We start from the raw sequence: 12679 nt of genomic DNA, 5'->3' as shown, positions 1-12679 counted from the left end.
TTCCATCACGACCCCGAGGCGAGAGCCTCGGGGTCGTGGTCGTTTTCCAGTGGACGGCTAGGATCGCGACATCATGAGTGGGGGATTCGTAGGCGCCATCAGCGACGTCGAGGTCTGGATCAACATCGGTATCGCCTTTGCGTTGCTGGTGATCAAGATCTTCGCGTTCGTCAGCGCGCTGCTGTACTCCGGCGAGTCCTATGTCGCGGCCGACAAGCTCACCAAGCCGACCTGGACCGCGATCCTCGGCGTCGGCGTTCTGCTGCAGGTGGTGCCGATCAATCTCTCGATCGTGAACCTCGCGATGACCGTCGCGGCGCTGGTCTACCTGGCCGACGTACGACCGGCGCTCGCAGGCCTGCGGCGCCGGTAACAGCCGGCAGCGCGGCGGGAGGCGCCGCTCGCGAGCTTGCTCGCGCCGATCGAGCCGGAGACGCGCTCGGCCAATTGATTCAGAGCAGGTCGAAGAGCTGGCCGGTCTCGGCCCCCGCCGGCACGAACGCCTGGGCGACCTCGCCGGTGCCGAGCACCCGGAGCGCGCCGTCGGCGTCCTCGGCGTACGCCGCGTCGCCGCGCTGCAGGCGGAGGATGTCGCCGCGTGCGTTGACGACCGCGACGGCGCCGTCGGTGCAGACCAGGAGGCGCGAGCCGGCGGCGGGCAGGGTGACGCCCGCCGGGTCGGCGGGTGAGCTCTGGGTGACGGAGAGTGCGAACTCATGGCCGGGGATGAACACGTCGGTCGAGTAGTTCACGACCTGCGGCTCGACCCGCGCGGCCCGCGAGGTGCCCTCCTCGAGGCACTGGACCAGGCCTTCGGCGTCGATGTGCTTGGTCGTCAGGCCGGCCCGCAGGACGTTGTCGGAGGACACCATGACTTCGAGGCACAACCCGCTCAGGTGCGCGTGGATGATGCCGGTGGCAAGGTACGCCGCCTCGCCGGGCTGCAGCGTCAGGCGGTTCATCAGCAGGGCGATGATGACACCGACGTCACCCGGTGAGGTGGCGGCGAGCTCGACCGCGGTGGCGTAGGCGCGCTTGATGTCGAGCCCGCTGTCCAGGGCCCGCTGGCATTCGGCCACGACCTCGCCCACCACCTCGGCGGCGGGCGGGGTGGTCACCAGGCCCTCGATCAACCGGATGATGCCCGCGAAGCCGGGGGCGTCGAGCAGGCTCTCGGTCAGTTCCTTGGTCAGGGGGTGCTCCAGGTTCCGCAGCACGCGCACGATCTCCGACGTACGGCGCAGGCCGACGAGGGTGTCGAACGTGGAGAGGGCGTAGACCATCTCGGGCTTGGGGCGCGGATCCTTGAACACACGGTGGGGGGCGTCCAGCGGGATGCCTGCTGCCTCTTCGGCGGCGAAGCCGGCCTGGGCGCGGTCACCGTCCGGGTGTACCTGGATCGACAGCGGCCGGGCGGCCGCGATCACCTTCATCATGAAGCCGAGGTCGCCGGACACCTCGGTCAGCGGGCGCTCGACGCCCTCGGCGTCGATGATGCGTGCGGTCCCGAGCGGGTGGGTGCCCATCCAGACCTCGGCCACGGGGTTGCCGGACGCGAGCTGGCGCTGGAAGCCGGGGATGGCGTCGGCAGAGCCCCAGGCGTAGTTCTGGGTGTGACAAGAGAGCGCGAACACTTCGACTCCGACTTCGGTGGGGGTGTTCCCAGCCTAGGACGTGGTGCCGTCGAGGTAGGCGGCCAGGGCTGCGTCGGCGTCCGCGCTGGTGAAGCCTGTCTCGTTCAGCTTGGTCAGCGTCAGCGTGCTGTTCAGCGGGCGCGGTGCCATCTGCTTGCCAGCCGAGTAGTCGGCCGTGGTCACCGTTCTGACCCGGCCGGGGTCATGCCCCGTGAGCTCGAAGACGCGTCGCGCGTAGTCCGCCCACGATCGGGCGGAGCCGGAGTTGGTGGCGTTGTAGGTGCCGTACGGCGCTTCCGTGTCCAGGAGGTGCCGCGTCGCGCGGGCCAGTTCGTCGGTGAACGTCAGGCGCCCGACCTGGTCGTCGACGACGGCCGGGTCGACACCGTCGGCCGCGAGCCTCGCCATGGTCCGTACGAAGTTGTTGCCCTCGCCGATCACCCACGACGTGCGCACGATGTAGTGGCGTGGGGCGGTGGCGACCGCGATGTCACCGGCCGCCTTGCTCTGGCCGTAGGCGCCCAGCGGTGCGAAGGGTTCGTCCTCGCGGTGCCCGCCCTCGATGTCGGAGCCGTCGAACACGTAGTCAGAGGAGTAGTGGACGAGCGTCAGTCCGCGCGCCGCGGCGATCCGGGCGAGCGCGGCAGGAGCGCTCGCGTTCGCGGACCAGGCTGCGGCGCGGCCCTCGGCCTCTGCCTTGTCCACCGCGGTGTACGCGGCGGCATTCAGCACGACGTCGTACTCCTCCCACGGCCAGGCGGCGAGGGCTTCGGCATCGGTCAGGTCGAGCTCGGCGAGGTCGACGAGGGTGGCGGTGGGGAACACTGAGGAGAGAGCACGGCCGAGTTGGCCGCGGCTGCCGGTGATGAGGACCTTCAGGGGTGCCATCGGCGTCACGTCCCCGAGGTGTGGGTTCGCGAGGTCCTTGGCGGAGATCTCGACCTCGTCGGAGTCCAGCGGGATGGGCCACGCAATGGCGACGTCAGGATCGGCCAGGTGGAGCGCCGGATAGGTGTTCCCGGCTTTCCAGTGGTCGTTGACGAGATACGTGTAGACGGTGCCGTCGGCGAGCGCCTGGAAGGAGTTCCCGACCCCGCGTGGCACGAACACCGCGATGCTCTCGTCGCACTCGATCGAGAACGTCGTCCCGAAGGTGGCGCCCTCGCGCATGTCGACCCACGCGGCGAACACCTTGCCGGTGGCGACGGCGACGTACTTGTCCCAGGGCTCGGTGTGGATGCCGCGGGTCGCGCCACGCATGGCGTTGAAGCTCATGTTGTTCTGCACCGGACCGAAGTCCGGCAGCCCGAGTGCGACCATCTTCTCGCGCTGCCAGCTCTCCTTGAACCAGCCGCGGTCGTCGCGATGGACGGGGAGGTGGACGACGAGGAGGCCCGGGATGGGCGTGGTCTCGATCTGGAGCTCGCCGGGTTTCGAGGCTCGCTGCGCTCGCACCTCAACCACCGGTCACTGGCCCTTCGCGGCGTACGACGCCTCGGTCGCGTCCTTGTGTGGACGCCACCAGTCCTCGTGGTCCTGGTACCACCGGACGGTCTGTTCGAGGCCTGCCTCGAAGTCGGCGTACTGCGACACCCAGCCCAGTTCGGTGCGGATCTTGCCGGCGTCGATGGCGTAGCGCAGGTCGTGGCCGGCCCGGTCGGTGACGTGCTCGAAGTCGTCGGCGTCGCGGCCCATCAGGGACAGGATCAGCCGCACCACGTCGAGGTTCGACTTCTCGCCCTCGGCGCCGATCAGGTAGGTCTCGCCGATCCGGCCCTGCTGGAGGATCGTGAGCACCGCAGAGGAGTGGTCCTCGGTGTGGATCCAGTCGCGGACGTTCTCGCCCGAGCCGTAGAGCCGGGGGCGGCGGCCGTCGATCACTTCGGTGATCTGGCGCGGGATGAACTTCTCGATGTGTTGCCACGGCCCGTAGTTGTTCGAGCAGTTCGAGATCGTGGCCTGCACGCCGAAGCTGCGAACCCAGGCGCGCACCAGGTGGTCGGACCCGGCCTTGGAGGCGGAGTACGGCGACGAGGGCTGGTAGGGCGTGTCCTCGGTGAACTTCTTCGGGTCGTCCAACTCGAGGTCGCCGTACACCTCGTCGGTGGAGACGTGGTGGAAGCGGACATCCGCCTTCCGGACCGCCTCGAGCAGCGTGAAGGTGCCGACCAGGTTGGTCTGGATGAAGGGGGACGGGTCGTTGAGCGAGTTGTCGTTGTGGGACTCCGCCGCGTAGTGGACGACGGCGTCGTGCTCCGCGACGAGCGGCTCGACCAGCGCGGCGTCGGTGATGTCGCCGACGACGAGGCGGACCCGTTGCTCGGGCAGACCGGCGATGGATTCGCGGCTCGCGGCGTAGGTCAGCTTGTCGAGAACGGTCACCACGGCATCGGTCTGGCTGACGACGTGGTGCACGAAGTTGGAGCCGATGAACCCGGCCCCGCCGGTCACGAGGATGCGATCCACGCGTGACAGTCTAGGGACATGCTCGGGATCATTTCTGGCCGGTGGTAGGGAGCGATGAACGCACAGACGCGTTTCGTCAGGCCTCTCAGGAGCAGGGTGCCTCCTCGGGTTCGCAGGTTCATCAGAGCGTTGGCGCGCGCCGGTCGAGGCCGAAGCGCGGCTGACAAGGGCCTGGATCGCGAGCTCGCCGGTCTTCGTGTGCGGCGCAGCGGTCGTCTTCGGATCGCTGTGATCACCGACGAGACGATCGGCTCCCCATTCCCGCCGGCGCTCCGAGCCAGAACCAGGCGTCGAGAGCGCGTGCTGGCGGCCAAGGTGGGCAGCCAGACAGCGGAGCTGGATCTCCAGCTCGTCGCCGCACGAACCATCGATGCGCTGATCATCGAAGCCCATCCGGACCGTTGGCCGCAGTTGCTGGCCCGGATGATCTTCCACGTTCAGCCGGGCGGGCTGCTGATCTTCCGGGGCACCCCCGGCCGCCCTCGTTCTCCTCTGTCGGACCGATTGCGCAGGCTTGATCTGATCCGGAGCGGCGACCGCAATCCTGACTCTGTCGGCAAGCAGGCCAGCGACACCCGCGCCCGAGCAGCCGCCATTGCGGGCTGGGACCGGGTCGGCCCCCACGTGGTCGTGCACCGCTCCGGCGGTCCCGGTTCCGCCTCGGAGCCCCTGCTCAAGGTGACTCATGGCGAGGCAGACTTGGCACTTTCTCGAAGTGGCTTGCCGCGGGGGCGGCTGGTGACTCAGGTGCCAGGGGTTCGATTCACGCCCCGTTGCGAGGTCGTTCAAACAGATTCAGACGTCCGCCACACGAGCACCGAGCCGATCGAGGCACCAGCCGTCTCCTTGCGGGAGTACGAGCACGTCACCTGCCTCCCGAGGCAGCTGGTTCTGCAGGACGGCATCATCTTGCCTGACTCGTTCCGCCATCCCCATCGCCGTCGGCCGCAACATGTCTTCCTCGAGGACCTTTCCCCACGATTCGCTGCGCTGCACGAACCCATGGAAGAACCAGCTCTTCTGGACGACGTGCCCTATGTCCACCTCGATTCGCACTACCAGGGGCACTACGGCCATCTCGTCACTGACCAGTTGTCACGCATGTGGGCGTGGCCGCGCATTCAGGAAGAAGTCGAACGCCCGCGACTGCTGATGTGCACCGTGACGCACCGCACGGGTGGTCTCCATCCGCACGAGCGGGACTTGCTGGCGGCGTTCGGAATCGACGAGGACGACGTCCTGATCTTTGATCGACCCGTTCGAGTGCCGCGCCTGCTGTCAGCTGCACCGATGCTGTCCAACCCGGCGTATGTTCACCCTGCCATCGACGAAACGTGGAGACGGGCCGGCGCGGCCCTGGCCGAGCACGCACCCGAGCGCCGCTACGCGAAACGGATCTTTTGTTCGCGCCGTTCAACCAAGAGGCGTTGTCGCAATGCCGATGAGGTTGAAGCCCTGTTCGTCGAGGAAGGCTTCACCGTCGTCTACACGGAGGACCATCCGCTGGCCGAGCAAGCCGCGATGTTTCGTCAGGCCGAAGTGATCGCCGGATACGCGGGCGCTGCATTGTTCAACATGTGCTACACCGATGGCCCCAAGGATGTCGTTCTGCTCGTGCCCGAGTCCTACACGGCACAGAACGAGTATCTGATGGCGGCCGTGCAAGGCCACCGTCTGACGGTGGTGTGGTGTCCGTCAGACGTCCCGATTCCCGAATCGGGATTCTCGGCCGCCGCGTACCAATCGGACTACGTGGTCGACCTTGAACGAAATGGACCGTGGCTCCGCCGGCGCCTCAGGGCGATGTGACCACCTGTCAGGCTGGGGACATGCGCGGGATCATTCTGGCCGGTGGCACCGGCAGTCGGCTGCATCCGATCACCCATGCGATCAGCAAGCAGCTGATGCCGGTCTACGACAAGCCGATGATCTACTACCCGCTCTCGACGCTGATGCTGGCGGGCATCCGCGAGATCCTGGTCATCACGACGCCGGGCGAGGCCAGCCAGTTCCGGCGGCTCCTCGGTGACGGCTCGCAGTTCGGCATCGAGATCAGCTACGCGGTCCAGGCCTCGCCCGACGGCCTCGCCCAGGCCTTCCTGATCGGGGAGCAGCACCTCGACGGCGGCGGCGCCGGCCTGGTCCTCGGCGACAACCTCTTCTACGGCCCCGGGCTCGGAACGCGGCTGCGGCAGTTCACGGACCTCGACGGTGCGGCCATCTTCGGTTACCGCGTGGCCGACCCGACGGCGTACGGCGTCGTGGACTTCGACGCCGACGGGAAGGTGCTCTCGATCGAGGAGAAGCCGGCGAACCCGAAGAGTCGCTACGCCGTCCCCGGGCTGTACTTCTACGGTCCCGACGTCGTCGACCGCGCCAAGTCGCTCACGCCCTCGCCCCGGGGCGAGCTCGAGATCACCGACCTCAACCGGCTCTACCTCGAAGAAGGCCGTCTCCAGGTCGAGATCCTGCCGCGCGGCTCGGCCTGGCTGGACACGGGCACCTTCGACGACCTCAACGACGCCAGCAACTTCGTCCGGGCGCTCGAAGCCCGCCAGGGCAGCAAGGTCAGTTCGCCCGAAGAGATCGCCTGGCGACTCGGGTTCATTGATGACGCGCGGCTCGAGGAGTTGGCGCAGGGCCTGTTGAAGAGCGGCTACGGCCTCTACCTGCTGGACTTGCTGGCCGAGAAGCGGTCGCTAGGGTCACTGACATGAAGGTCCTCGTCACCGGCGGCGCCGGCTACCTCGGTTCGATCACGTCCAAGGCCCTCGAGCAGGCCGGGCACACGCCCGTCATCCTCGACTCGCTGCTCAGCGGGCCGCGCGCGTACGTCGGCGACCGCATCTTCTACGAAGGCGACATCGCCGATCGCGCGCTGTTGCGACGCGTGGTCGCCGAGCACCCCGACCTCGATGCCACCATCCACATGGCGGCCCGGATCGTCGTACCGGAATCGGTGGAGAAGCCGTACGAGTACTACCGCGACAACGTCGCGAAGTCGCTGGAGATGTTCGACGAGCTGACTGCGCTCGGCAAGGGCCGGATCGTGTTCTCCTCGACGGCGTCGCTCTACGCGATGACGCCGGACTTCGAGGTGACCGAGGAGGACCCGGTCGACCCGACTTCGCCGTACGCCCGCACCAAGCGGATGATGGAAATGGTGCTCGAGGACCTGTCAAAGGCGAGCGACCTGCGCGCGGTCATCCTGCGTTACTTCAACCCGATCGGCGCCGACCCGGACCTCGAGACCGGCTACCACCTCAAGGACGCGACGCACGTGGTCCCGCTGATGGCGCAGACCGCGCTGGGCCAGCGTCCGTCGTTCACGCTGACCGGCACCGACCACCCGACCCGCGACGGCACGGGCATCCGTGACTACATCCACGTGTGGGACCTGGCGCGCGCCCACGTGCGGGCGATCGAGGAGTTCGACAACGCCCTCGCCAAGGTCGACTCGACGTACACCTACATCAACATCGGCGGCGGTGACGGCGTGACCGTGCGGGAGTTGCTGGCAGCCGTCGAACGCGTGGTCGGCAAGCCGATCCCGGTGACGGAGGCGCCCGCCCGTCCGGGCGATGCGGCCGGTGCGTTCGCCAATGCGGACAAGGCGGCCGAGTTGCTCGGCTGGAAGGCGGAGCTCTCCCTGGATGAGGCGATTGCTTCGGCGCTCGCCTGGGGGGAGAAGCGGAAGGACGTGCTGGGGTACGCGTGAGACCCCGGACCTCGCGTTTCAGACTGCGAGTAGGTGAGGTGGCTCCGCCGCCCGGCCCTGGAAGGCAAGGATCGCGGGGTTGACCACCCGGCCGTCGCGGATTTCGATCGCGCGGCGGATCGTGTCGTTCGCGGCCCACCCGCTGGCACCCTCGAGTACCGGGCGCAGGAACGGGATCAGCGCGTTGCTGTTCTCCCACGTCGCCGAGTTCCACAGGTAGGACGGACTGTGGTCGACCCCGTAATAGAGGACGTTGTCGCCCACCATGAACGTCGGCTCGTCGAACGAAGTCGGACGAGCCCACGTGAAGCCCATGCCCAGGTCGCACGACACGTCGACAATCAGGCTGCCCGGCCGGAACGCGCCGACGTCGTCGGTGCCGAGGTACACGAGAGGGGCGGCAGTGTCCTGCAGCGTGCAGTTGACGACGATGTCGTTCTCGGCCAGGTACGCCGCCAGCGGCTCGCGGCCCCGCTCGGTCATCACGTTGCTCTCGCCATCCGGGCCGTGGTCGAACTGCCGGATCAGGACCGAGTGGATCGGCGAACCCACGGCGGCCACCTCGCGGTTCGTGAGTACGGCGACCCGGTGCACGCCGTGCGCGTTGAGCGCCGTCACCGCGCCCCGGGCGGTAGCGCCGAAGCCGATCACCACCGCGGTCAGTGGCCGCCCGTAGTCACCCGTCAGGCCCGCCAACGCCAGGGCATGCAGCACCGAGCAGTAGCCGGCGAGCTCGTTGTTCTTGTGAAACACGTGCAGACCGAAGCCACCGTCGCTCCGCCAGTGATTCATCGCCTCGAAGGCGATCAGCGTCAGCTTCCGGTCGATCGCGAGCTGGGTGAGCGCCTCGTCCTGCACGCAGTGCGGCCAGCCCCACAATGCCTGCCCCGGGCTCAACGCGGCGACGTCCTCATGCTGCGGTTTCGCCAGCAGTACGACGTCGGACTCCGCCAGGATCTGCTCGCGAGAGGCGAACCCGGCGACGTACTCCCCGAGGGCCGCGTCCGACGCACCGAAGCGCGCGCCGTAGCCGTGCTCCAAGGTGATCAGGGCCCGCAGATCTGCGTCGAGGCCGCGGATGTGGTCCGGGTGGATTGGCAGGCGGCGCTCATTCTCCTTCGTCGAGGAACCGATGACCCCCAACCTCAGGAGCGGCATCGTTGGGCATGACTCGTCGACCATGGACGCAACTCTCTGTGGGGGGCCTGGACGGCCCACCTGTTGACAGTACGCGCGGTGGTCTCGACGCGCTCGACCAGCGGGGACCGAGGACCCCGTTAGGGTGGCAGGCGATGGGTACGCGCTCGAGGTTCCTGATGCGACCGGTGGGCGCGGTGATCGTCGTGGCGCTGGCCGCGGGGTGCTCGGTCTCGCCAGGCTCGACCAACGGCGACGAGAGGTCGACCGGCACTGGCAACACAGGTTCGGCGCCGCCGGTGGTCGAACCTGTCGAGACCCCGGTGGACAAGGCCCCGTTGGCGGGGAAGGTGGTCGTGCTCGACCCCGGCCACCAGCTCGGCAACCGGCACCACGTCTCCGAGATATCGCGGCCCGTCGACGCGGGCGGGTTCGACAAGGACTGCAACACCACGGGGGCGGCCACCAACGCGGGCTACCCCGAAGCCACCTTCACCTGGCAGGTCGCCGTCGCAGCGCGACGGATCCTGCGGCGCCTCGGCGCGCGGGTGATCCTGACCCGGGGCAGCAACTCCGATGAGCTGTGGGGTCCGTGCGTCGACGAGCGCGGACGGACCGGCAACCCGGGCGAGCCCGGGCGTACCGCGGACCTGCGGTTGAGCATCCACGCCGACGGAGTGGTCTCGACAAGCTCGACCACCCAGACGTATCGCGGGTTCCACGTGATCCGGCCGGGTGTCCTCGACGGCTGGACCGACGACATCGCGAAGCCGTCACGGAAGCTCGCCTTCGCCGTACGCGATGCGCTGGAGGCGGCGGGGTTCCCGGGGTCGTCGTACCAGGGGAAGAACGGGATCGATGTCCGGACCGACCTGGGCACGCTCAACCACTCGGACATCCCGACCGTGATGGTCGAGCTCGCCAACATGCGCGACCCGGGCGATGCGGCGCTGGTCGCGAGCGCGAAGGGCAGGGCCAAGTACGCCCGGGCCCTGGTGCAGGCGATCCGGAGCTTTCTGGCGCCCTGACGGTGGGGGGTCGTCAGTGCATCGCGTGGCGGCCGGGGCTGTCCGCGGACTGTGGCTGTGGAAGCGGCTCGGGCCGGAACGGCGCGGGCTGCGGTTGTGGTCGATGTTTGGACCGACGCGTGTGCCGTTCGATGTGCGGGCAGCCGCGCGGACCGTGCTTGAACAGACATCGCATTTTGCGACGCCAACGGCGGAAGGACATATGAAACTCCAGGGGGGAGGGAGCGCCCAGTCCCGAGATGGCTCCGACCGTAACACCGTCTCCCCACGATGGGGAGCAAAGATGGTGAACCTTCACTGCCGGTAGGTTGGCGCGTATGGGGATCCGCGCCGCCCACTGGGACGACTGGAGCCTCGAGGGGCTGCTGGGCCAGAAGATGGCGCTGGGACAGCGCGTCAGCCTCGTCGTGCCGGCCCGCAACGAGGCCGCGACCGTGGGCGCCGTCGTCACGCGAGTCCGCGAGGCGCTGATGGACACCGTCGCCCTCGTCGACGAGATCGTGGTCATCGACAGCGACTCGGTCGACGACACCTTTGCGGTCGCCGAGTCGGCGGGCGCCCGCGTGCACCGGTCCGCCGAGATCCGCCCCGACCTGGGCACCCATCCCGGCAAGGGCGAAGCGATGTGGAAGTCGCTGTTCGTCACCAGCGGTGAGCTGGTGGTGTTCATGGACGCCGACCTCCACGACTGGGACACCCACTTCGTACCGGGCCTTCTCGGGCCGCTGCTGAGCTCGCCCGAGGTGCAGCTGGTCAAGGGCTTCTACGACCGCCCCGGCGCGGAAGGGCCGCTCGAGGGCGGCCGGGTCACCGAGCTCGTCGCGCGCCCCCTGATCGCGTTGTTGTTCCCGGAGCTCGGCGGGTTGGTGCAACCACTCGCCGGCGAGTGGGCCGTACGACGGTCGTGGTTCGCCGGCCTGTCCGTGCCGACGGGCTATGCCGTGGAGCTGGCCGCCCTGATCGACACCGTGCGGGCGGGCGGGGTGGAGGCCCTCGCGCAGGTGGACCTCGGAGTCCGGGCGCACCGGCACCAGGCGTTGCGGGACCTCGGTGGGATGGCCACGCAGATCCTGGCGGCGGCGTTGGCGCGGGTGGACGTTGACGGTCCGGAGGTTTCGAGGCTCGCTGGCGCTCGCACCTCAACCACCGGCGGGGAGGCGGTGTTGCGGCAGTTCCTGCGCGGACTCGAGCCTGTCGAGCACGTCGTACCGATCATCGAACGCCCCCCGGCAAAGGACCTGCTGTGAGCCTTGTTCTCGGTCGCCATGCCTTCGGCGACAACGACGCGTTGATGATGGCCATCGTCAACCGGACACCCGACTCGTTCTTCGACAAGGGCGCGACCTGGGCCGAGGACGCTGCGTTCGCGCGGGTGGCCGAGGTGGTGGCGCAGGGTGCCGAGATCGTCGACATCGGCGGCATCAAGGCTGCTCCGGGCGTCGAGATCTCGGCGGCCGAGGAGAAGGCGCGCGTCGTGGACTTCGTGGCCCGGGTGCGGTCCGAGTGGCCCGGACTGGTGATCTCGGTCGACACCTGGCGCGCCGAGGTGGGCGACGCCGTGTGCGAAGCCGGCGCCGACGTCCTCAACGACGCGTGGGGAGGGGCCGATCCCGAGCTCGTCGACGTCGCCGCGCAATGGGGAGCGGCAATCATCTGCACCCACACCGGCGGCGTGACGCCCCGGACCCGCCCCTACCGGATCGAGTACGACGACGTGGTCGCCTCCGCGGTCGCCGACACCGTGGCCTACGCCGAACGTGCGCTGGCCGCCGGCGTCGCGCGGGAGTCGATCGTGATCGACCCCGCGCACGACTTCGGCAAGAACACCTTCCACTCGCTCGAGATCACCCGCCGCCTGGGCGAGATGGTCGCCACCGGCTGGCCCGTCCTGGTGTCGCTCTCCAACAAGGATTTCGTCGGCGAGACGCTCGGTCTCGACGTGGGGGAGCGGCTGGTCGGGACGTTGGCGGCCACGTCCGTGTGTGCGCTTGCCGGTGCCCGGATCTATCGCGTGCATCAGGTCGTCGAGACGCGCCAGACCGTCGACATGGTGTGGTCGATCGCCGGCCGCAGACCGCCGCTGCGGGCGATCCGGGGTCTGCAGTGAGCGGCCCCGTGAAGCCGGTCGCGCTGGTGCCGGGCGTGCTGGCGCTGCTGCCTTCGTATGCGTCGCTCGAGGACCCCGTCGCATTGCTGCGCGCGTCGTGCCTCGCCGCTGTTGGTCGGCTCGGTCCGCGGGTCCGGGTCGTTGCGTCCGTTGACTCGGGCGGGCGGGTCGGGGCTGCCCTGGTCGCTGCTGTCGGCTCCTCCGTTGCCGAATCCGGGGAGACGGGGATCCTCGTCGTCGGCAACGGCTCGGGTCGTCGTACAGAGAAGGCGCCGGGGCACTTCGACGAGCGCGCCGAGGGGTTCGACGCCGCGCTGCGGGCGGACCTGGGCTCGGCCGACGCCGGCCTGGCTGTCGAGTTGTGGGCCGACGTCGGCGCGCTGGTTGCGCTCGATGGCCGGAGCCTGGCCGACGCGGACGTGCTCTACGACGACCTGCCGTTCGGGGTGCAGTACTGGGTCGCCGTGTGGGGGGCCCGAGACGGTTGCTGAGCAACCTCCTAGATCTCCTGAAAAGAATCATGAACGAGTTGTGTCACAAACTCCGACTTCTCGACGGGGTGCAGGTCAAGAGGGCCGATCGGCCCTCC

Annotated in this window: 12 protein-coding genes; 8 read left to right on the top strand and 4 right to left on the bottom strand. The window is 68.6% G+C overall.

Annotated elements, in window-relative coordinates:
* Positions 1-73 precede the first annotated feature (73 nt).
* Positions 74-373, top strand: a complete 300-nt coding sequence (locus HRC28_RS23525; protein ID WP_182377779.1) for a DUF2516 family protein — start codon at positions 74-76, stop codon at positions 371-373.
* A 79-nt stretch (positions 374-452) separates the two neighbouring features.
* Here HRC28_RS23525 and manA read toward each other — a convergent pair whose 3' ends face one another.
* The 3 genes from manA to rfbB are packed head-to-tail and all read right to left on the bottom strand — an operon-like array spanning position 453 to position 4100.
* On the bottom strand, positions 453-1634 hold the full coding sequence (gene manA, locus HRC28_RS23520; RefSeq protein WP_182377778.1) for a mannose-6-phosphate isomerase, class I: 1182 nt from the start codon (positions 1632-1634) through the stop codon (positions 453-455).
* Positions 1635-1667: 33 nt separating this feature from the next.
* Complete coding sequence (locus HRC28_RS23515) at positions 1668-3098, bottom strand: sugar nucleotide-binding protein (RefSeq protein WP_237111630.1); 1431 nt, start codon at positions 3096-3098, stop codon at positions 1668-1670.
* A gap of 3 nt (positions 3099-3101) precedes the next feature.
* A complete protein-coding gene (gene rfbB / locus HRC28_RS23510) occupies positions 3102-4100 on the bottom strand; it encodes a dTDP-glucose 4,6-dehydratase (protein WP_237111629.1) in 999 nt (332 codons plus the stop codon).
* A 228-nt stretch (positions 4101-4328) separates the two neighbouring features.
* Between rfbB and HRC28_RS23505 the strand changes: the two genes are divergently transcribed.
* Genes HRC28_RS23505 through galE form a run of 3 tightly spaced genes read left to right on the top strand, consistent with a single transcriptional unit; the run spans position 4329 to position 7818 of the window.
* Positions 4329-5909: a glycosyltransferase 61 family protein gene (locus HRC28_RS23505; RefSeq protein WP_237111628.1), complete on the top strand. Its 1581-nt coding sequence runs from the start codon at positions 4329-4331 to the stop codon at positions 5907-5909.
* Positions 5910-5929: 20 nt separating this feature from the next.
* Positions 5930-6817 (top strand): glucose-1-phosphate thymidylyltransferase RfbA, encoded by an 888-nt coding sequence (gene rfbA, locus HRC28_RS23500; protein ID WP_182377775.1) that lies wholly within the window; start codon positions 5930-5932, stop codon positions 6815-6817.
* Positions 6814-7818 carry a UDP-glucose 4-epimerase GalE gene (gene galE / locus HRC28_RS23495; RefSeq protein ID WP_182377774.1) on the top strand — a complete coding sequence of 335 codons (1005 nt, stop codon included), beginning with the start codon at positions 6814-6816 and terminating at the stop codon, positions 7816-7818. Before rfbA ends, galE begins: the two co-directional genes overlap by 4 nt.
* Positions 7819-7836: 18 nt before the next feature.
* Here the strand turns inward: galE and HRC28_RS23490 are convergent, their stop codons facing one another.
* A complete protein-coding gene (locus tag HRC28_RS23490; RefSeq protein ID WP_237111627.1) occupies positions 7837-9000 on the bottom strand; it encodes a N(5)-(carboxyethyl)ornithine synthase in 1164 nt (387 codons plus the stop codon).
* Between the two features lie 110 nt (positions 9001-9110).
* Here HRC28_RS23490 and HRC28_RS23485 point away from each other — a divergent pair, with 110 nt between their 5' ends.
* The 4 genes from HRC28_RS23485 (at position 9111) to HRC28_RS23470 (ending at position 12581) form a co-directional block, all read left to right on the top strand.
* Complete coding sequence (locus HRC28_RS23485) at positions 9111-9983, top strand: N-acetylmuramoyl-L-alanine amidase (RefSeq protein ID WP_182377773.1); 873 nt, start codon at positions 9111-9113, stop codon at positions 9981-9983.
* Positions 9984-10300: 317 nt separating this feature from the next.
* Positions 10301-11230, top strand: a complete 930-nt coding sequence (locus tag HRC28_RS23480; protein ID WP_182377772.1) for a glucosyl-3-phosphoglycerate synthase — start codon at positions 10301-10303, stop codon at positions 11228-11230.
* Positions 11227-12090, top strand: coding sequence for a dihydropteroate synthase (gene folP / locus HRC28_RS23475; RefSeq protein ID WP_237111626.1), 864 nt, complete (start codon positions 11227-11229; stop codon positions 12088-12090). Before HRC28_RS23480 ends, folP begins: the two co-directional genes overlap by 4 nt.
* Positions 12087-12581: a hypothetical protein gene (locus HRC28_RS23470; protein WP_237111625.1), complete on the top strand. Its 495-nt coding sequence runs from the start codon at positions 12087-12089 to the stop codon at positions 12579-12581. The genes folP and HRC28_RS23470 overlap by 4 nt, the downstream gene beginning before the upstream one ends.
* The last annotated feature ends 98 nt before the right edge of the window (positions 12582-12679 follow it).

Origin of the sequence: Nocardioides sp. WS12, assembly GCF_014108865.1 — a bacterium.
GTDB lineage: Bacteria > Actinomycetota > Actinomycetes > Propionibacteriales > Nocardioidaceae > Nocardioides.
The sequence above is the reverse complement of the archived record's forward strand: the minus strand, read 5'-3'. Positions and strand labels throughout refer to the sequence as shown.

Coding starts and splice junctions, on each gene's coding strand:
- HRC28_RS23485 (WP_182377773.1), top strand. CDS start 9,111: ATGGGTACGCGCTCGAGGTTCCTGATGCGACCGGTGGGCGCGGTGATC.
- galE (WP_182377774.1), top strand. CDS start 6,814: ATGAAGGTCCTCGTCACCGGCGGCGCCGGCTACCTCGGTTCGATCACG.
- HRC28_RS23525 (WP_182377779.1), top strand. CDS start 74: ATGAGTGGGGGATTCGTAGGCGCCATCAGCGACGTCGAGGTCTGGATC.
- HRC28_RS23480 (WP_182377772.1), top strand. CDS start 10,301: ATGGGGATCCGCGCCGCCCACTGGGACGACTGGAGCCTCGAGGGGCTG.
- HRC28_RS23490 (WP_237111627.1), bottom strand. CDS start 9,000: ATGGTCGACGAGTCATGCCCAACGATGCCGCTCCTGAGGTTGGGGGTC.
- rfbA (WP_182377775.1), top strand. CDS start 5,930: ATGCGCGGGATCATTCTGGCCGGTGGCACCGGCAGTCGGCTGCATCCG.